The 19,842-nt window shown below is 58.3% G+C and carries 15 protein-coding genes; 13 read left to right on the top strand and 2 right to left on the bottom strand.

The features are described from left to right. Window positions 1–11: 11 nt before the first annotated feature. Window positions 12–437, bottom strand: coding sequence for an NfeD family protein (locus RAE21_RS06615; protein ID WP_313880686.1), 426 nt, complete (start codon window positions 435–437; stop codon window positions 12–14). A 131-nt stretch (window positions 438–568) separates the two neighbouring features. On the opposite strand from RAE21_RS06615, the gene RAE21_RS06610 reads away from it, so the two are divergent. After that, window positions 569–2,839, top strand: a complete 2,271-nt coding sequence (locus RAE21_RS06610) for an arginine/lysine/ornithine decarboxylase (protein WP_313880685.1) — start codon at window positions 569–571, stop codon at window positions 2,837–2,839. 116 nt (window positions 2,840–2,955) lie between these two features. Here RAE21_RS06610 and fabI read toward each other — a convergent pair whose 3' ends face one another. Then, on the bottom strand, window positions 2,956–3,741 hold the full coding sequence (gene fabI / locus RAE21_RS06605) for an enoyl-ACP reductase FabI (protein WP_313880684.1): 786 nt from the start codon (window positions 3,739–3,741) through the stop codon (window positions 2,956–2,958). Window positions 3,742–3,783: 42 nt separating this feature from the next. On the opposite strand from fabI, the gene RAE21_RS06600 reads away from it, so the two are divergent. The 12 genes from RAE21_RS06600 to RAE21_RS06545 all read left to right on the top strand — a co-directional run bounded on the left by RAE21_RS06600 (window position 3,784) and on the right by RAE21_RS06545 (window position 19,804). Next, the gene (locus RAE21_RS06600; protein ID WP_428983988.1) at window positions 3,784–5,586 is read left to right on the top strand and encodes an extracellular solute-binding protein; all 1,803 of its coding nucleotides are present in this window, start codon (window positions 3,784–3,786) and stop codon (window positions 5,584–5,586) included. A gap of 2 nt (window positions 5,587–5,588) precedes the next feature. Further along, window positions 5,589–6,614, top strand: coding sequence for a microcin C ABC transporter permease YejB (locus tag RAE21_RS06595; RefSeq protein ID WP_313882666.1), 1,026 nt, complete (start codon window positions 5,589–5,591; stop codon window positions 6,612–6,614). Next, window positions 6,592–7,635: an ABC transporter permease gene (locus RAE21_RS06590; protein ID WP_428984055.1), complete on the top strand. Its 1,044-nt coding sequence runs from the start codon at window positions 6,592–6,594 to the stop codon at window positions 7,633–7,635. Before RAE21_RS06595 ends, RAE21_RS06590 begins: the two co-directional genes overlap by 23 nt. Then, window positions 7,632–9,236, top strand: a complete 1,605-nt coding sequence (locus RAE21_RS06585; RefSeq protein ID WP_313880681.1) for an ABC transporter ATP-binding protein — start codon at window positions 7,632–7,634, stop codon at window positions 9,234–9,236. The genes RAE21_RS06590 and RAE21_RS06585 overlap by 4 nt, the downstream gene beginning before the upstream one ends. Window positions 9,237–9,370: 134 nt before the next feature. After that, window positions 9,371–9,970: a ribosome maturation factor RimP gene (gene rimP / locus RAE21_RS06580; protein WP_313880680.1), complete on the top strand. Its 600-nt coding sequence runs from the start codon at window positions 9,371–9,373 to the stop codon at window positions 9,968–9,970. A gap of 59 nt (window positions 9,971–10,029) precedes the next feature. Beyond that, window positions 10,030–11,526 carry a transcription termination factor NusA gene (nusA, locus tag RAE21_RS06575; protein WP_313876136.1) on the top strand — a complete coding sequence of 499 codons (1,497 nt, stop codon included), beginning with the start codon at window positions 10,030–10,032 and terminating at the stop codon, window positions 11,524–11,526. A 24-nt stretch (window positions 11,527–11,550) separates the two neighbouring features. After that, window positions 11,551–14,472 (top strand): translation initiation factor IF-2, encoded by a 2,922-nt coding sequence (gene infB, locus RAE21_RS06570; RefSeq protein ID WP_313880679.1) that lies wholly within the window; start codon window positions 11,551–11,553, stop codon window positions 14,470–14,472. A gap of 14 nt (window positions 14,473–14,486) precedes the next feature. Beyond that, window positions 14,487–14,855: a 30S ribosome-binding factor RbfA gene (rbfA, locus tag RAE21_RS06565; protein ID WP_293661605.1), complete on the top strand. Its 369-nt coding sequence runs from the start codon at window positions 14,487–14,489 to the stop codon at window positions 14,853–14,855. A gap of 4 nt (window positions 14,856–14,859) precedes the next feature. Further along, window positions 14,860–15,861, top strand: a complete 1,002-nt coding sequence (gene truB, locus RAE21_RS06560) for a tRNA pseudouridine(55) synthase TruB (RefSeq protein WP_313880678.1) — start codon at window positions 14,860–14,862, stop codon at window positions 15,859–15,861. A gap of 15 nt (window positions 15,862–15,876) precedes the next feature. Next, the gene (typA, locus tag RAE21_RS06555) at window positions 15,877–17,700 is read left to right on the top strand and encodes a translational GTPase TypA (protein ID WP_313876139.1); all 1,824 of its coding nucleotides are present in this window, start codon (window positions 15,877–15,879) and stop codon (window positions 17,698–17,700) included. A gap of 122 nt (window positions 17,701–17,822) precedes the next feature. Further along, the gene (locus RAE21_RS06550) at window positions 17,823–18,695 is read left to right on the top strand and encodes a DMT family transporter (RefSeq protein ID WP_313880677.1); all 873 of its coding nucleotides are present in this window, start codon (window positions 17,823–17,825) and stop codon (window positions 18,693–18,695) included. Beyond that, window positions 18,692–19,804 carry an enoyl-CoA hydratase/isomerase family protein gene (locus RAE21_RS06545; protein WP_313880676.1) on the top strand — a complete coding sequence of 371 codons (1,113 nt, stop codon included), beginning with the start codon at window positions 18,692–18,694 and terminating at the stop codon, window positions 19,802–19,804. Before RAE21_RS06550 ends, RAE21_RS06545 begins: the two co-directional genes overlap by 4 nt. The last annotated feature ends 38 nt before the right edge of the window (window positions 19,805–19,842 follow it).

The raw sequence follows: 19,842 nt of genomic DNA, 5'->3' as shown, positions 1-19,842 counted from the left end.
AAGTTCCCTCGTTAAGCTTTATCTACCAGCAGGCGATTGCCCACCATTTCTGCTACCCGGTGCGCGCCGGGTATCGGGCTGATTCCCGTGCGATGGATTGCGGTCCATGCCGCGCCGCGGTAATGGACTTGGGCAGTGCCGTCGGGGTTCCAGGCGCCGATCTGCACTACTTCCCCGATATCCAGGTTTACATTGGGGTTGGCCTGCGCAGATGGCTCCGACCGGCCGCGTGAGCGGCGAAGGTGCCACACTGCCACCGCACCGCCACCCACCAAGGATGCCCATACGAGCTGCGCAGTGACGCTGGCGCCAGCATGGGCTGCCAGTGCCGCCGCGGCTGCGCCCAGCCCGAGCATCAGCAGATAAAACGTTCCGGTGAGCAGCTCCAGTGCGACCAACGCACCCACGGCCAGCCACCACAGGTTGGGTTCCGACATGACGGGGACTCCAGTTGTATTGATGACGCCACATTGTGGGCCAATTGCGGGACGCTGCCGCCGCGTTGCCACATTTAGTCCTTACACTTCGCGCCTGTTTGCCATTTTTAGCCCGCTGTTGGAGCCTGTAGATGAAGTTTCGTTTTCCCATCATCATCATTGACGAAGATTTCCGTTCGGAAAACACGTCGGGTCTTGGCATCCGTGCCCTGGCGCAGGCGATCGAATCCGAAGGATTTGAAGTACTGGGCGTCACTAGCTATGGTGATCTGAGCCAGTTCGCCCAGCAACAGAGCCGTGCGAGTGCTTTCATCTTGTCGATCGACGATGAGGAGTTCACGCCTGGTCCGGATCTGGACCCTGCGGTACTGAATTTGCGCCACTTCATTGAAGAAGTCCGCCGCAAGAACCTCGATGTCCCGATTTATGTGTACGGCGAGACAAAAACCAGCCGCCATATCCCTAACGACATCCTGCGCGAACTGCACGGCTTCATTCACATGTTTGAAGACACGCCTGAGTTTGTGGCGCGTCACATCATCCGCGAAGCCAAAGGCTACTTGGAGGGCGTGCAGCCGCCATTCTTTAAAGCGCTGCTCGATTACGCGGAAGACGGCTCCTACAGCTGGCACTGCCCCGGCCACTCAGGCGGCGTCGCCTTCTTGAAGAGCCCTGTAGGCCAGATGTACCACCAGTTTTATGGTGAGAACATGCTGCGCGCCGACGTGTGCAATGCGGTGGAAGAGTTGGGCCAGTTGCTGGACCACAACGGGGCCATTGGTGCCTCCGAGCGAAATGCAGCGCGCATTTTCAATGCCGACCACTGCTTCTTTGTGACCAACGGCACCAGCACCTCCAACAAGATGGTGTGGCACCACACGGTGGCGCCCGGTGACATCGTGATCGTGGACCGCAACTGCCACAAGTCCAACCTGCACGCCATCATCATGACCGGCGCGATTCCGGTCTTCTTGAAGCCCACACGCAACCACTTCGGCATCATTGGCCCGATTCCGCAGAGCGAGTTTGAGCCGGCCACTATCCAAGCCAAGATCAAGGCCAACCCGCTGCTCAAGGGCGTAGATGCCAAAAAGGCAAAGCCCCGTATCCTGACACTGACGCAAAGCACCTACGACGGCGTGCTCTACAACACCGAAACCATCAAGAGCATGCTCGATGGTTATGTGGAAAACATCCACTTCGACGAGGCCTGGCTGCCGCATGCGGCGTTCCACCCGTTCTATGGCACCTACCACGCCATGGGCAAGAACCGCGCGCGCCCCAAAGAAGCCGTGGTGTACAGCACGCAATCCATCCACAAGCTGCTGGCCGGTATCAGCCAAGCTAGCCACGTGCTGGTGCAAGACTCGCAGACCGTCAAGTTGGACAAGCACTTGTTCAACGAGGCCTACCTGATGCACACCAGCACCAGCCCGCAATACAGCATCATTGCCAGCTGCGACGTAGCCGCCGCCATGATGGAGCCACCCGGTGGGACCGCGCTGGTGGAAGAAAGCATTGCCGAGGCCCTGGACTTCCGCCGCGCCATGCGCAAGGTGGACGAAGAGTACGGTGACGACTGGTGGTTCAAGGTATGGGGACCGGACAAGCTGGCCGAAGAAGGCATCGGCCGCGCCAATGACTGGATCATCAAGGGTGAGAGCAAGACCGCCAAGGCCAACTGGCACGGCTTCGGCAAACTGGCCAGCGGCTTCAACATGCTGGACCCGATCAAGTCCACCATCGTGACGCCAGGTCTTGACCTGAACGGCAAGTTCGCCAAGACCGGTATTCCCGCTTCCATCGTGACCAAGTTTCTGGCCGAACACGGCGTGGTGGTCGAAAAGACCGGCTTGTACAGCTTCTTCATCATGTTCACCATTGGCATTACCAAGGGCCGCTGGAACAGCATGTTGACCGCGTTGCAGCAGTTCAAGGACGACTACGCCAAAAACCAGCCCATGTGGCGTGTGTTGCCTGAGTTCGTGCAGAAGTATCCGCGCTACGAGAAGATGGGCTTGGCAGACCTGTGCCACCACATCCACCAGCTGTACGCCAAGTTCGACATCGCCCGCCTGACGACCGAGGTGTATTTGAGCGATTTGGTGCCCGCCATGAAGCCTAGCGACGCTTACGCGCATATTGCCTTACGCAAAACCGAGCGCGTGGAGATTGACCACTTGGAGGGCCGCGTGTCGGTCGGCATGGTCACGCCTTATCCCCCCGGTATTCCTTTGCTGGTGCCCGGTGAAGTGTTCAACAAGAAAGTGGTGGACTACCTCAAGTTCTCCCGCGAGTTCAATGCCCAGTGCCCCGGTTTTGAGACCGATGTGCACGGTTTGGTGAGCGAAGTGGGTGAAGACGGCAAGGTCCGTTACTACGCTGACTGTGTGAAGGCTTGATTCGCCTCTGAGGGGCGTGAGCTCCAAAGAAAAGAGCGCCTGCAGATCACTCTGCAGGCGCTCTTTTTTTGATAGCTACCCGCGCACATTCCACGGGCGCGAGCGGCGTATTCGGCTTAAATGTCTGTGGTCACGCCCATGGTCTGGCTGTAACCACCGTCCACGTAGGTGATCTCTGCAGTCACACCGCCCGCCAGGTCGCTCAGCAAAAACGCCGCCACATTGCCCACGTCTTCCGTTGTTACGTTGCGGCGAATCGGGGACGCGCCGGCCACCGTGTTGAGTAGCTTGCTGAAGTCTTTAATGCCGCTAGCGGCCAGGGTCTTGATCGGGCCGGCGCTGATGCCGTTGACGCGGATGCCCTTCGGGCCCACGGCTTCAGCCAGGTAGCGCACGCTGGCTTCTAGGGATGCTTTGGCTAAGCCCATGGTGTTGTAGTTGGGAATGATGCGCTCAGCACCCAAGTACGACAGGGTCAGCAAAGCCGCTTTGGGCGACAGGTAGGGCAGGGCGGCTTTGGCCATGGCCGGGAAGCTGTAGGCGCTGATGTCGTGGGCGATTTTGAAATTTTCGCGGGACAGGCCGTCCAGGAAGTTGCCGGCAATCGCCTCACGGGGCGCGAAGCCGATGCTGTGCACAAAACCGTCAAAAGTGGGCCAGTGTGTCGATAGGTCTTTGAACAATTGGTCGATTTGCTCGTCATTACCGACATCACAGTCGAACACCAGCGTGGAGTCGAAGTCTGCGGCGAACTCGGTGATGCGGTCCTTGAAGCGCTCGCCCACATAACTGAAGGCCAATTCGGCGCCTTGTTCTTTGCACGCTTTGGCGATGCCATAGGCGATGGAGCGGTTCGACAGCACCCCGGTAATCAACAACTTCTTGCCTGCTAAAAAGCCCATATCGTCCTCTTAAAAATGCGTGGTCTAGTGCAGAATTGTCGCATGCGGAATTGGGCACTATTACTCTGGAGTTTCATGGCGGGCAGTGCGTGGGCAGCCCATGGCTATGCGCTTTGGGGCGACCTGCAGTACCCCACGGGTTTCGAGCACTTCAAGTATGTGAACCCGGATGCCCCCAAAGGCGGCGAACTGCGCTTGGTCAGTAACCTGCGGGTGTCCACCTTTGACAAGTACAACCCTTTCACTGTCAAAGGCTCTGCCCCGGCGTATTTGAGTAGCCTCATGTTCGACAGTTTGCTCGCAGGGGCGCTGGATGAAACTGCCGCGGGGTATGGCCTTTTGGCCAAGGACGTGTCTGTCGCACCAGACCGCTTGAGTGCGACCTTTATGCTCAGGGCAGAGGCACGCTTCCACAATGGGGACCCTGTGTTGGCGCGTGATGTCAAACACAGTTTTGACATGCTCAAAAGCGCGCAGGCAGCACCGGGGTATCGCAGCCTGCTCGAAGAGGTGTTGGGGGTAGAGGTGCTGGACAGTCGCACCGTGCGGTACCGTTTTGCCAAGCCGAATCGCGAATTGCCCCTCACGGTCGGTGGCCTGCCTGTGTTCAGCCACCGTTGGGGCGAGACCGCTGGCGTAGCAAAACCGTTTGATCAAATCGTGATGGACGTCCCGATTGGCAGCGGGCCCTACAAAATCGGGCCGGTCAATTTCGGCAAAGACATTACCTATGTGCGCGATCCGCAGTACTGGGCGCGAGGCCTGCCGGTGCGGCGTGGGACCGCCAACTTCGACCGCATCACCGTGAAGATCTACAAAGACAGCACGGCGAGGCTGGAGGCATTGAAGGCCGGTGAGTTCGATCTGATGCGGTTTTTCTCTGCCGGTGACTGGGCAAGGCGGGTCAACGGTCGCAAATTTGACAGTGGTGAACTGGTCAAGGAAGAGTTTCGCCATACCTTGCCTACCGGCTTCCAGAGCTATGTGCTGAACACCCGCTCGCCCAAGTTGCGAGACGTACGGGTGCGTCAGGCACTGGGCTTGGCGCTGGATTACGAGTGGATGAACCGGCAGATGTTTTACGGCGCCTACCAGCGTGTGCAAGGGCTGTTTGGCAATACGGCCTGCCAAGCCCAAGGATTGCCCACCGATGCCGAGTTGGCCCTGTTGACGCCTTTGCGCGGCCAGTTGCCAGAGCCTGTTTTTGGCCCCATGGCGCAAGCGCCCCGCACTGATGGCCCACGGAGTCTGCGGGACAACTTGCGTGAAGCCCAAGAACTCTTGCGGCAAGCGGGCTGGATCTACCGCGATGGCGCCTTGCGCAATGCCCAGGGGCAGGCGCTGGAGCTCGAATACCTCGACAGCAACGAAAGCGGCGTTCGGGTCGTCACCCCGTGGGCACGCAATTTGGAAAAGATCGGCGTGAAGCTGAATTTCCGCCCGGTGGACTTTGCGCTGTATCAGCAGCGCTTGCAAAAATTTGAGTTTGAGGTGACCTCTATCGCCTACGCAGGAACCCAAAACCCCGGACAGGAGTTTGTGGATCTTTTCGGCAGCAAGGCCGCGCTGCAAGAGGATTCCGGCAACCTGAGCGGTGTGCAAAGCCCCGCGGTAGACACGCTGATTCAACACATGACTTCTGCCACCTCGCGGGACGCGTTGTTGCCCGCCTGCCGTGCCCTGGACCGGGTCATTGCCCATAGCTACCTGTTAGTTCCTCAATGGTCAGCCAGCACACATCGGTTGGCGTACAACCGTTTGCGCTTGGACAAGCCTGCCGCCATGCCGCCGTTTGCCGCTGGCGAGGGTTGGGCGATTGACACTTGGTGGGCCAAGCAACCATGAACTTGTTGGCCTACACACTGAAGCGCTTGTTGTTGATGGTGCCGACTCTCTTCGGTTTGCTGCTGTTGACGTTTGCGGTGGTGCAGTTCGTGCCTGGCGGGCCGGTTGAGCAGTACCTTGCCGAGGCTAAGGCAGGCGCCAGCGTGGGTGCCGAAGGTGGCTTGAGTTACCGGGGAGCGCAGGGGGTGGATCCCAAGCGCCTGGAGCAAGCCAAGGCTTTGTACGGGTTCGACAAGCCAGCCCCGGAGCGTTTCTGGCAAATGCTCAAGCAGTTCGCGCGCTTCGACTTGGGAACCAGTTTTTTTCAGAACCGCAAGGTGTCTGAGCTGATCTGGGAGAAGTTGCCGGTCTCCATGAGCCTTGGGCTATGGACCTTTTTCATCAGCTACGGTATTGCGGTGCCTTTGGGCATTGCCAAAGCCGTCCGTGCAGGCACACGGTTTGACCTGGTGACCAGTACTCTTGTGCTGGTGGGGTTTGCGATCCCCGGCTTTGTCCTTGGTGTGGCTTTGTTGGTGGTGTTTGGCGGGCAACTGCAATGGTTTCCGCTGCGCGGACTCACCTCCTCGGATTGGGAGAGTCTGAGTTGGGGCGCGCGCATCGTGGACTACCTGTGGCATATCACCATGCCGGTGACCGCCATGGTGATGAGCAGTTTTGCAACCATCACTATCCTGACCAAAAACTCGTTTCTCGAGGAAATCCGTAAACAATATGTGTTGACGGCCCGGGCCAAAGGCTTGCCGGAGCGCATGGTGCTTTGGAAGCATGTAATGCGTAATGCGCTGATCCCCATCGTCACCGGATTTCCTGCGGCGTTTATCGGTGCGTTCTTTACCGGATCGCTGCTGATCGAAACCCAGTTCTCGCTGGATGGTCTGGGGCTTCTCAGTTACGAGAGTGTGATCCGGCGTGACTATCCCGTAGTCATGGGCACCCTCTACTTGTTCACTCTCATAGGTTTGGTCACCAAGCTGGTGTCCAACCTCTGTTACGCCTGGGTCGATCCCCGTGTCACATTCGAATAACCCCGGACCCGCCGCACGCGCATGGCGCCGCTTCCGCCGCAATCGGCTGGGCTTCGTCAGTTTGTGGGCCTTTGTTGCGCTGGTTTTGCTGAGCCTGTGTGCAGAATTGATCTCCAATGACCGCCCCTTGGTGGTGGTGTACCAGGGCCAAACTTATTGGCCACTGGTGCGCGATTACCCGGAAACCACCTTTGGTGGAGACTTTGCCACCCCCACGGACTATCTGGATCCCTTTATCCAACAGCGCTTGTCGCAAGAAGGCAATTGGGCCTTGTTCGCCCCCAATCGCTATGGCCCCAAGACCTTGAACTATTTCGCGACAGCGCCAAACCCGGCGCCGCCCAGTCGTGCCAACTGGCTAGGCACCGATGACCGGGGCCGCGACTTGCTGGCCCAGTTGATTTACGGGTTCCGGGTGAGTGTGCTGTTTGCTTTGGCGCTCACGCTGACCGGCGTGGTTTTAGGCGTGTTGGCAGGCGCGGTACAAGGGTTTTTCGCCGGTAAAACCGATTTGGTGATGCAGCGCGCCATTGAAATCTGGGGCTCCATGCCTGAGCTGTACTTGCTCATCATCTTCAGTGCGGTGTTTGCGCCCAGTGTGGGTTTGCTTTTGGTTTTGCTGAGTCTGTTTGGGTGGATGGGCCTGTCAGACTATGTGCGGGCCGAGTTTTTGCGCAACCGGCAGCTGGACTATGTGCGGGCGGCGCGGGCCTTGGGTGTTTCAGACCGGGTCATCATGACCCGCCATATCTTGCCCAACAGCTTGACGCCGGTGGTGACCTTTTTGCCATTCCGCATGAGCGGTGCCATCTTGGCGCTGACATCGCTTGATTTTCTAGGCTTGGGCGTGCCGCCGGGAACGCCTTCCTTGGGAGAATTACTGTCCCAGGGCAAAAACAACATCGATGCCTGGTGGATCTCGCTATCGACATTTGCAGTGCTCGTGGTGACCTTGCTTTTATTGACCCAAATGGGCGATGCCTTGCGTGATGCCTTGGATCCACGAAAGCAGGATCTATGAACCTATCACCGGTATTGCTACAAGTCGAGCAGCTCAGGGTGTCTTTTGACGGCAAGGACGTGGTCCAAGGTGTTGACTTCATGATCCGGGCCGGTGAAAAGCTGGCGTTGGTGGGGGAGTCCGGGTCCGGCAAAACGATAACCGCGCTGAGCCTTTTGGGCTTGGCGCAAGGGGCTCGCACTTCCGGGGCCGCGCGTTTCGCCACCGCGTCAGGGGCTGTCGATTTGTTGGCGCTGTCGGAGCAACAGCTCCGCGGCATCCGAGGGCAAGACATCGCGATGGTGTTTCAAGAGCCGATGACGGCTCTGAACCCGTTGTTCACCATTGGCGAGCAGATTGCTGAGGTCTTACAAGAAAAACAGGCTGTATCCCGCGCAGAAGCTGAGCAAATTGCTATCAATTTAATAGCGGATACCGGGATCGACGATCCCGCTCGCCGTGCTGGTGCTTACCCGCACCAGCTATCGGGCGGGCAGCGCCAGCGCGCCATGATCGCAATGGCCTTGGCCTGCTCACCCCGCTTATTGCTCGCTGATGAGCCGACTACTGCTCTGGATGTGAGCGTTCGCCAGCAGATCCTTGATTTGTTGGCAGAGCTGCAGGTGCGCAAAGGCATGGCGATTTTGCTGATTACCCATGATTTGCACTTGGTGCGCCGATTTGCAGACCGGGTGGCGGTCATGGAGCGGGGGCATATCGTGGAGCAGGGCAGCGTGGGTGAGGTGTTTGCCGCCCCCCAGCACCGCTATACCCGCGAGTTGCTGGATAGCTTGCCGGTGCGCGATGTGGCGCCGCTCCTGCCGGATGCGCCCGTGGTTTTGGAGCTGGCAGGTGTCGGTGTGGACTACCCGGTCGCCCGGCCTGGTTGGCGTGGATGGTTCTCCCGGGGTCGATTTGCTGCGGTGCAGCAGGTGGACTTTCAGCTGCACCGCGGCGAAACCTTGGGTGTGGTGGGCGAGTCGGGTTCGGGCAAATCGACATTGGCACTGGCCGCACTGGGCTTGGTGCCGTATGCGGGCGATGTGCGCGTCGGTGTGGCGGCTTGGACAGGGCGCTCTCGGGCAGACGTATCTCTTCGAAAAAAAGTACAAGTCGTTTTTCAAGATCCTTTTTCGTCCTTGTCGCCCCGGTTGACGGTCGAGGAGATGGTGGGAGAGGGTTTGGATGTTCATTGCCCGGGCATCGGCCGGGAGCAGCGGCAACAGCGAGTGGTCGATGCACTGGCAACCGTGGGCATCACAGAGACCCAGTTTCCCGGCATGCTGGAGCGGTACCCGCACCAGTTCTCGGGCGGACAGCGGCAACGTTTGGCTATTGCGCGGGCTCTGGTTTTGGAGCCAGAGGTTTTGGTGCTGGATGAGCCCACGAGTGCCTTGGATGTCACTTTGGCACAGCAGGTACTCCGCCTGCTGCAAGGGCTGCAAAAGTCCAGGGGGCTTTCTTATCTGCTGATTACCCATGATGTGGCGGTGGTGGAGGCCATGGCGCACCGGGTGGTGGTGATGCACCAAGGGCGGGCGGTAGAGGCGGGGCTCCTCTCGGATGTGTTCAGTGCGCCCCAGCACCCCTACACTGCAAAATTACTCGCTGCCAGCCGGTAATTTCCTTAAGAATCAAGGGCTTTGGGCCGCTTTTCAGGTACAATCCAAGCTTCACGACCAAACGGGCGGGTAATTACCGCCCGTTTTTTTTGGTCGATCGTTTTTCATCCTTACATCAGGCAGGCATTACAGACGTGGCATTACAGGACATCGTTGAACAAACCGTAGCAGGGCTGGGATATGACTTGATTGAGATCGAGCGCTCCGCCGGTGGCTTGCTGCGCATTACCATCGATTTGCCCTGGGTTGCCCCTGTTGAAGACCAGCCGATTGTGGAGCAGTTCATCAATGTCGAGGACTGCGAAAAAGTCAACCGCCAGTTGCAGTTTGCGCTGGAGGTGGATGGCATTGAATACAAGCGCCTAGAAATTTCGTCGCCGGGTATCGACCGGCCCTTGCGTCATGTGCAAGATTTCGAGCGTTTTGCTGGCCAAGTGATCGACATCACCCTGAAGGCACCCATGGGTGCGGCTGCCAATGGGCAGGTCAGTGCCAATCGCAAGAAATTTCGCGGCACGTTGGAGCGGGTTCCTGCTGCTGACGGCAGCACTGGTTGGCAAATCGTGTGGAGCGATGCGCCCGAGCCCAAGCCTGGTCAAAAAGTAAGTAAAAAGCGCGTTCCGCCACCTTTGCAGGCTCTGGGCTTTGCACTGGATGAACTGCGCGAGGCCCGTTTGGCGCCGATTGTGAATTTCAAAGGCCGTAACGGTCAGGCGCAAGTGGACGATGTCTGAGTTCCTTGCCCCGTATTCGATTTGTATTGGTTGATTAGAGTGTTCAGGAGAGTCATGGCATGAATCGCGAACTGTTGATGCTGGTTGAAGCAATTTCCCGTGAGAAAAACGTGGAGCGTGATGTGGTGCTGGGCGCCGTAGAGGCTGCTCTGGCGCAAGCCACCAAGAAGCTGTACGCCGGTGATGTGGATATCCGCGTCGCGTTGGATCGCGATAGCGGCAATTACGAGACGTTCCGCCGCTGGCACGTGGTTCCCGATGAAGCCGGTCTGCAATTGCCTGACCAGGAAATCCTTTTGTTCGAAGCCAAAGAGCAAATCGCCGACATCGAAGTCGATGAGTACATCGAAGAGCCTGTGGCGTCGGTGCCAATCGGCCGGATCGGTGCGATGGCTGCAAAGCAAGTGATCTTGCAAAAAATCCGCGATGCTGAGCGCGAGATGCTGCTAAACGACTTTATGTCGCGCGGCGAGAAGATTTTCGTAGGCACCGTCAAGCGCATGGACAAGGGCGACATCATTGTCGAATCCGGCCGTGTCGAAGGGCGCTTGCGTCGTGGCGAAATGATCCCCAAGGAAAACCTGCGCACAGGTGACCGGGTCCGCGCCATGATCATGGAAGTGGACCTGACCTTGCGTGGCGCACCCATTGTGTTGTCCCGCTCAGCGCCCGAGTTCATGATTGAGCTGTTCCGCCAGGAAGTGCCCGAAATCGAGCAAGGCCTGCTGGAGATCAAGTCGTGCGCACGTGATGCTGGCTCCCGCGCCAAGATCGCCGTTTTGTCCCATGACAAGCGCGTGGACCCCATCGGCACCTGTGTGGGTGTCCGTGGTACCCGCGTCAATGGCGTGACCAATGAATTGGCCGGCGAGCGCGTCGACATTGTGTTGTGGAGCGAAGATCCAGCGCAATTTGTGATTGGTGCTTTGGCCCCGGCCAACGTGTCATCCATCGTGGTGGACGAAGAGCGTCACGCCATGGATGTGGTGGTCGACGAAGAAAACCTCGCGATTGCGATTGGTCGTGGCGGTCAAAACGTGCGATTGGCGTCCGAACTGACCGGTTGGAAGATCAACATCATGGACGCTGCAGAGTCCGCCCAGAAATTGGCGAACGAAACAGACTCCGGTCGCAAGCTGTTCATGGAAAAGCTGGATGTTGACGAAGAAATCGCCGACATCCTGATTGCCGAAGGCTTTACCAGCTTGGAAGAGGTGGCCTACGTGCCGCTGCAGGAGATGTTGGAGATCGAGTCCTTCGACGAAGACACCGTGCATGAGTTGCGCAACCGTGCCAAAGACGCACTGTTGACCATGGAAATTGCACACGAAGAAAGTGTGGAAGAGGTCTCGCAGAACCTGCGTGACTTGCAGGGCTTGACCCCTGAATTGATCGGCAAATTGGCAGACGGCGGCGTGCATACCCGTGACGAACTGGCTGACCTTGCCGTTGACGAATTGACAGATATTACCGGCCAGTCTGCGGACGAGGCCAAGGCCCTGATCATGAAGGCGCGTGAGCATTGGTTTACCAATGACGGCGCTTCTCAAGAGTAATGGTCATGAAAGGTTTCACAGAATATGTCCAGTACGACCGTTGCCGAGTTTGCCAATGAACTCAAAAAATCTACCGATACCCTGCTTGAACAGCTGAAGTCCGCCGGAGTGCCCAAAGCCTCCGCCGCGGATCCGTTGACCGATGCAGACAAACACAGCTTGTTGAGCTACCTGCAGAATAGCCATGGCACTGCCAGCCCAGAGCGCAAAAAGATCACCTTGGTGAAAAAGCAAACAACTGAAATCAAGCAGGCCGATGCCACCGGCAAGGCCCGCACTATCCAGGTGGAAGTGCGTAAAAAGCGCACGTTTGTGCGCCGCGATGATGGCGTTGAATCCACGGTAGAAGTGGAAGAGCAAGACATGGCTGCGGCCAATGCTGCGCAAGCTGCTGAAGACGCCGAACTGGCGCGCCGCGAAGAAGAAGCCAGCCGTCAGGCTGAGCTGATTCGCCGTCAAGAGGAAGAGTTAGCTCAGCGTCGCCGCGAACGCGAAGAGCAGGAAGCGCGCGCCAAGGTTGCTGCAGAGCAAGCCGCTGCACAAGAGCGTGAAGCCCAAGCCGCTGCTGCCCGTAAAGCGCAAGAGCAAGTTCAGGCGACGGTGAAAGCCACGCCTGTGGCCGCTGCACCGGCAGTGGATGCCGCCGCAGCAGCACAGGCTGCGGAAGCTGCTGCGAAGATGGCTGCCCAAGAGCGTGCGAATGCTGCCGCCCTGGCATCCAAGGCCGCCGCTGCCGAAGAGGCTGCGCGTGCAGCCGATCTGGGTGAGCGTCGTCGCAAGGCAGAGGCCGAAGCCGCTGCAATTCGCTCAATGATGGCCGCTCCCAAGAAGGTCATGATTGCGCCCAAAAAGGTGGAAGAGCCCAAGCCGGCTGCTGACGCCAAGGCGGGCATGAAGGGCACGCTGCACAAACCCGCCAACGGTTCGGCAGTGGCCAAACCCGGCAAGCCAGCTCCCGGAGCAGCGACCACCGCTGCACCGGCTGGAAATGGCAAAGAGGTGAAGTCCGCCAAACTGTCCAGCAGCTGGGCTGGAGATCCTGCCAAGAAGAAAGAATTGAAAACCCGGGGTGATACGTCTGCCGGTGCTGGTCGTTCCAGCAACTGGCGTGCGGGTCCCAAGGGACGCCGTGGCAATGACCGTGACCGTGATGACCATCACAACCAGCAGGCTGCGCCTGTGGAAGCACGCGTCATTGAAGTCCACGTGCCGGAAACGATCACCGTGGCCGAGTTGGCGCACAAGATGGCGATCAAGGCCTCTGAAGTGATCAAGGCGCTCATGAAAATGGGCCAGATGGTCACGATCAACCAGCCGCTGGACCAAGACACCGCCATGATCATGGTGGAAGAAATGGGCCACAAGGCCATCGTGGCTGCGCTGGATGATCCGGAAGCGTTTACCGACGACGAAGTGCAAGGCCAAGAGTCTGTCTCGTTGCCGCGCGCGCCTGTGGTGACCGTGATGGGTCACGTTGACCACGGTAAGACATCCTTGCTGGACTACATCCGCCGCGCCAAGGTGGCTGCGGGCGAAGCCGGTGGGATTACGCAGCACATCGGTGCTTATCACGTGGAAACTCCGCGTGGCATGGTGTCCTTCCTGGATACTCCCGGTCACGAGGCCTTCACGGCCATGCGTGCCCGCGGTGCACAAGCGACTGACATTGTGATTTTGGTGGTGGCGGCCGATGACGGCGTGATGCCACAGACCAAAGAAGCGATCAAGCACGCCAAAGCGGCTGGCGTTCCTTTGGTGGTTGCGATCACCAAGGCGGACAAGCCCGATGCCAACCTGGAGCGCGTCAAGCAAGAGCTGGTGGTGGAAGAAGTGGTGCCGGAAGAATACGGTGGCGATTCGCCATTCGTTCCAGTGTCGTCCAAAACCGGCATGGGCATTGATGACTTGCTCGAGCAGGTGTTGTTGCAAGCCGAAGTCTTGGAGTTGAAGGCTCCTGTTGACGCCATGGCCAAGGGTCTGGTGATCGAAGCCAAGCTGGACAAGGGCCGCGGCCCGGTTGCCACGGTGTTGGTGCAGTCCGGCACTTTGAAGGCGGGCGATGTGGTGTTGGCAGGCCAGACTTATGGACGCGTGCGTGCCATGCTGGACGAGAACGGTCACAAGATCGAAACTGCCGGTCCTTCCATTCCTGTGGAAATCCAAGGCTTGACCGAAGTGCCTCAGGCTGGCGACGAGTTCATGGTGTTGTCCGACGAACGCCGGGCACGCGAGATCTCGACCTACCGTGCTGGTAAGTTCCGCAACACCAAGTTGGCCAAGCAACAAGCAGCCAAGTTGGAAAACATGTTTGCAGACATTGGTGGTGGCGACGTCAAGATGCTGCCAATCATTGTCAAGGCCGACGTGCAAGGCTCGCAAGAAGCATTGGCGCAGTCCCTGCTCAAGCTGTCGACCGACGAGGTCAAGGTGCAGATGGTCTACTCCGCCGTGGGTGGTATCAGCGAATCTGACATCAACTTGGCGATTGCATCCAAAGCTATCGTGATTGGTTTCAACACCCGTGCCGATGCCGGTGCCCGCAAGTTGGCGGAAGGCAATGGCGTTGACATCCGTTACTACAACATCATTTACGACGCCGTGGATGAGTTGAAAGCGGCCATGTCCGGCATGTTGGCGCCCGAGAAGCGTGAGGAAGTTATCGGTACCGCAGAAATCCGCACGGTGTTCGTGGCGTCCAAGATTGGTACGGTCGCGGGTTGTATGGTGACCAATGGTTATGTGACGCGCAGCGCCCATTTCCGTCTGTTGCGCGACAACGTTGTGATCTACACCGGCGAGTTGGACTCCTTGAAGCGTATGAAAGACGATGTACGCGAGGTCAAAGAAGGCTTCGAGTGCGGTATCAAGCTCAAGAACTACAACGACATCAAGGAAAGCGATCAGCTCGAGTTCTTTGAGATCAAAGAGATCGCCCGTACCCTGTAAGCGAGAGTCACTGCGTGCGTAAAAAGTCTTCTACCCCTAATCGGAGCTTTCAAGTAGCCGACCAGATCCAGCGTGATCTGGCGGAATTGATTGCTCGCGAATTGAAGGACCCCCGGGTCGGCATGGTCACCATTCAAGGCGTGGAAGTGACGCCGGACTATGCCCATGCCAAGGTGTTTTTCAGCCTGTTGGTGGGCGATCCTGTAGGTACGGCTGAAGGCCTGAACCAAGCAGCGGGCTTTTTGCGCGCGGGCTTGTTCAAGCGTCTTCATATCCACACGGTGCCGACACTGCATTTCATTTTTGACCAGACCACTGAACGGGCTGCAGACATGAACGCATTGATTGCCCGTGCGGTGTCTTCGCGCGCCAAAGAGGATTGACACCATGAATGCGCCGCGTGCACGGGTTGCAAGGCGCCCCGTTCACGGGGTGTTGTTGCTGGACAAGCCTTTGGGTTTGTCCAGTAATCAGGCGTTGCAGAAAGCCAAGTGGTTGCTCAGGGCCGAGAAGGCAGGGCATACCGGCACCTTGGACCCTTTGGCGACGGGTGTCTTGCCCTTGTGTTTTGGTGCGGCGACGAAATTCAGCCAGATGCATCTGGATGCCGACAAGGCTTACGAGACAACTGTACGCCTGGGCATCAAGACCAGCACCGCGGATGCCGAAGGTGAAATCTTGCTTGAGCGCCCTGTGGCATTCACCCAAGAACAACTGGATGAAGTGCTGCTGCGGTTTACAGGCCCGATTGCACAGGTCCCGCCGATGCACAGTGCCTTGAAGAAGGATGGCAAGGCCCTGTACGAGTATGCGCGGGCCGGTATCGAGATAGAGCGTGAGGCTCGCCATGTGGTGATTCATGGGCTTAAACAGCTTTCCGCCCATATGGATAGTGCGGAACCCGCTATCAAATTGGTAGTGGATTGCAGCAAGGGGACGTATATACGGACTCTTGGCGAAGACATTGGTGAAGCCTTGGGTTGCGGCGCGCATTTGAGCGCCTTGCGCCGTGTGCGGACGGGTGGATTTGACACCACGCACTGCATCACGCTGGAGGCACTCGAGGCCATGACCGAAGCTGAGCGCATGGCTTGCCTGCTGCCGGTGGACGCCTTGCTTGCGCAGCATGTCGCTGTCACATTGGACAGTGACAATGCGGCACGATTTTTGAGTGGAATGCGGCGGCGCGGGAGTTGGGCCGACGCAGAACAGGTCGCGGTGTACGCCGCTTCCCCCAAAGCCTTGTTGGGTACGGCGCAGGTCAAGGCCGGGGAGCTGATCCCGGTGCGGTTGTTGAGTCCGCTGGAAATCAGTGAAACCCTGGGGCAGCAAGCCGCCATGGAAACAAGTTTGAAACAGAGTAGCGAAAACTGGGCCCCTGTGGCTTAAGCAAGAAAGTGAACCATGAGTAAACAAATCCGAAACATCGCCATCATTGCGCACGTTGACCACGGTAAAACCACCATGGTGGACCAGTTGCTGCGTCAGTCCGGCACCTTCGCCGAACACGAAAAAGTGGTCGACACCGTGATGGACAACAACGCCATCGAAAAAGAACGTGGCATCACGATTCTGGCCAAAAACTGCGCAGTGAGCTGGGAAGGCACCCACATCAACATCGTGGACACTCCCGGACACGCGGACTTCGGCGGCGAAGTGGAACGTGCCTTGTCCATGGTCGACAGCGTGTTGTTGCTGATTGATGCGCAAGAAGGCCCCATGCCCCAGACCCGCTTCGTGACCAAGAAGGCCTTGGCCTTGGGTCTGAAGCCCATCGTGGTGGTCAACAAGGTGGACAAGCCCGGTGCGAACCCCGACAAGGTGGTGAACGCTGCGTTTGACTTGTTCGACAAGTTGGGTGCGACTGACGAGCAGTTGGACTTCCCCGTGGTGTACGCCTCCGGTATCAACGGCTGGTCTTCCCTCGAGGAAGGTGCTCCTGGTGAGCAGTGGGGCCCCGACATGTCGGCCCTGTTCAACACCATCTTGAAGCACGTTCCGCCGAACTCCGGTGATCCAGCGGCGCCTTTGCAGTTGCAAATCTCCGCACTGGACTTCTCCAGCTTCGTGGGCCGTATCGGTGTGGGCCGTATTAGCCAAGGTACGATCAAGCCCATGCAAGACGTGGTGGTCATGGAAGGCCCGGACGGCAAGGCTGTCAAAGGCCGTGTGAACCAGGTGTTGACCTTCCAAGGTTTGGATCGCATGCAGAGCCCCTTGGCGGGCCCGGGCGACATCGTGCTGATCAACGGTATCGAAGATATCGGTATCGGCGTGACAGTGACGGACCCTACCAACCCCCAGCCCCTGCCCATGCTGAAGGTGGACGAGCCTACCCTGACCATGAACTTCTGCGTGAACACCAGCCCCTTGGCCGGTCGTGAAGGCAAGTTTGTGACCAGCCGCCAGATCTGGGACCGCCTGCAAAAAGAACTGCAGCACAACGTGGCGCTGCGAGTCAACGAAACCGACGAAGAAGGTGTGTTTGAAGTGCTGGGTCGCGGTGAATTGCACCTGACCATCCTGCTGGAAAACATGCGCCGTGAAGGCTACGAAATGGCTGTAAGCAAGCCCCGCGTGATGTTCAAAGACATCAATGGCGAGAAGCACGAGCCTATCGAGTTGGTAACTGCCGACATCGAAGAACAGCACCAAGGCGGCGTGATGCAAGCCATGGGCGAGCGTAAGGGCGAGTTGATCAACATGGAACCGGACGGCCGTGGCCGTGTCCGTTTGGAATACCGCATTCCTGCCCGCGGCTTGATCGGCTTCTCCAACGAGTTCCTGAACTTGACCCGTGGTTCCGGCTTGATCTCCAACATCTTTGACAGCTACGAGCCGCACAAGGGTGACATCGGTGGCCGTAAGAACGGCGTATTGATCTCCATGGACGACGGTGAAATCTTCACCTACGCCTTGGGCAAGTTGGATGACCGTGGCCGCATGTTTGTGAAGGCGAACGATCCGGTGTACGAAGGCATGATTGTGGGTATCCACAACCGTGATAACGACTTGATCGTGAACGCCACCCGTACCAAGCAGCTGACGAACTTCCGCGTGTCCGGTAAGGAAGATGCCATCAAGATCACACCGCCGATTGAGCTGACCCTGGAGTACGGCGTGGAATTCATTGAGGACGACGAGTTGGTCGAAATCACGCCCAAGTCCGTGCGTCTGCGCAAGCGTTTCCTGAAAGAGCACGAGCGTAAGCGCGCTTCCCGCGACTGATACTGTTGCGCCGGACTTGTCCGGCGCGTGGCAGGTAAGCCCAAACGGCCGCGGCCCAGCCTTGCTGGTTCCGCGGCGTTTTTACGTCTGGGCTGCCTTTTCGAAACAAAAAGGGGAGGGTGATGAAGTTAAGCCATAACCGCGCTGTGCTTTTGATGGTCATGGTGACCTTGATGTGGTCCACCGCGGGTGTTGTGACGCGGCACTTGGAATCAGCGCGCAGTTTCGAGGTGACCTTCTGGCGCGCATTCTTTACGGTGGCGTCATTGAGTCTTTTGCTGCCTTGGGTGAGTGGCAAAGCAGTGTTTCGCAACTCCTTGAGGGCGGGCCGCAGCTTTTGGCTTAGCGCAGTGTGTTGGAGCGTCATGTTCACCGCCTTTATGGTGGCCCTCACGCTCACCACTGTGGGGAACGTGCTGGTGACCATGTCTATGGGGCCGCTCCTGACAGCGATCATTGCGCGAGTCTTCATCGGTCATACGATTCCGAAACGCACGTGGGTGGCCGTGTGGGTTGCGGGCGCAGGCATTGTGTACATGTATGCCTCGCAGCTCGGGAGCGTGTCCCTGGCCGGTACCTTGGTCGCCTTGTGTGTGCCGCTAGCCGGCGCCACCAATTGGACGGTGACCCAACATGCCCACGATCAAGGGCACGATGTGGACCTGATGCCGGCGGTGTGGGCAGGGGGCCTGATTTCATGTGTGGCCACCCTTCCCTTGGCCTTGCCGTTGCAAGCGACTGGCCATGATGTGCTGTTGCTCGGCTTTCTAGGCGTATTTCAACTCGCGGTGCCTTGTGTACTGAGTGTGCGCTGTGCCCAGATTCTGAAGGCCCCTGAAATATCATTACTTCAGTTGCTGGAGGTGATCTTCGGCATCCTGTTGGCGTGGTGGGGCGCAGGTGAAGAGCCGGGTGCTGCCGTGTTAACCGGAGGTGCACTGGTCATCGGTGCGCTGGTTGTCAATGAATGGATAGGATGGAGACAAAGAACATGACAGATTTTTCGCAGTGCGATGAGGTGTTGGCGGAGGTTCGCGGTGGCGTGGGCTTGGTTACTCTGAATCGGCCACGAGCCTTGAATGCATTGAGCTTGCCCATGGTGCGAGCGCTGACGGCGGCCTTGAAGCGCTGGAGCGACGACCCGTTGGTGCATGCGGTAGCTATACGCGGTATGGGCAAAGAGGGGCCTTTTGGTGCGTTTTGTGCTGGTGGGGACATCCGTTTTTTCCATACCGCTGCTTTGTCCGGTGATCCTGTGCTTGAAGATTTTTTCACCGAAGAGTACGCGCTGAACCACTTGATTCACACCTATCCCAAGCCCTACATCGCTTTTATGGACGGTATCGTGATGGGCGGCGGCATGGGGGTGAGCCAAGGTGCTTCGCACCGTATCGTGACGGGGCGAACCAAGATGGCAATGCCGGAAACTGGTATTGGCCTCTTTCCTGATGTGGGTGGGGGCTACTTTTTAAGCCGTTGCCCGGGGCGTGTCGGTGAATGGTTGGCACTGACGGGTGAGCTGCTGGACGGCGAGGGCGCGGTCGCTGCCGGCCTCGCCGACGTGATGATGGAGTCTGCATCACTACCCTCCGCATGGGATGCACTGTCGCAGATCGATTGGCAGTCACCGGCTTCGCTGGGCGAATGGGTTGCTACGTTTTCTATAGCTACAAGCGTTGGTTCTATAAGCGCCAGGCCCCTGATTGATGCTGTTTTTGCAGGTGAGGATGTATCGGCCATCATGAAGGCTCTGGAATCAGACGGCTCAGAGTGGGCGCAGTCGACCCTCGCGACGCTGCACAAGCGCTCGCCATTGATGCTGCAGGTGGTGCTGGAACAGATCCGCCGTGGGCGCAACATGAGTCTGGCCGACGAGCTGCGCATGGAGCGTGACATGGTCCGCCATTGCTTTACGACCCGCCATCTAGCGCGTAGCGGCGCAAGCAGTGAAACAGTGGAAGGCATTCGCGCCTTGGCGGTTGACAAAGACCACCACCCACGCTGGTCACCTGCTGCTATTGAAGAAGTAACACCGGAGATGGTCGCGCCGTTCTTTGAGAGCCCTTGGCCTGCTGCGGCGCATCCCTTGCGGCATCTGGCGTGATGTTCGGAGGCTGTCGTCGGCAAGCCAGACCGGGAGCA

It is taken from the genome of Rhodoferax potami, assembly GCF_032193765.1.
GTDB lineage: Bacteria > Pseudomonadota > Gammaproteobacteria > Burkholderiales > Burkholderiaceae_C > Allorhodoferax > Allorhodoferax potami.
The sequence above is the reverse complement of the archived record's forward strand: the minus strand, read 5'-3'. Positions and strand labels throughout refer to the sequence as shown.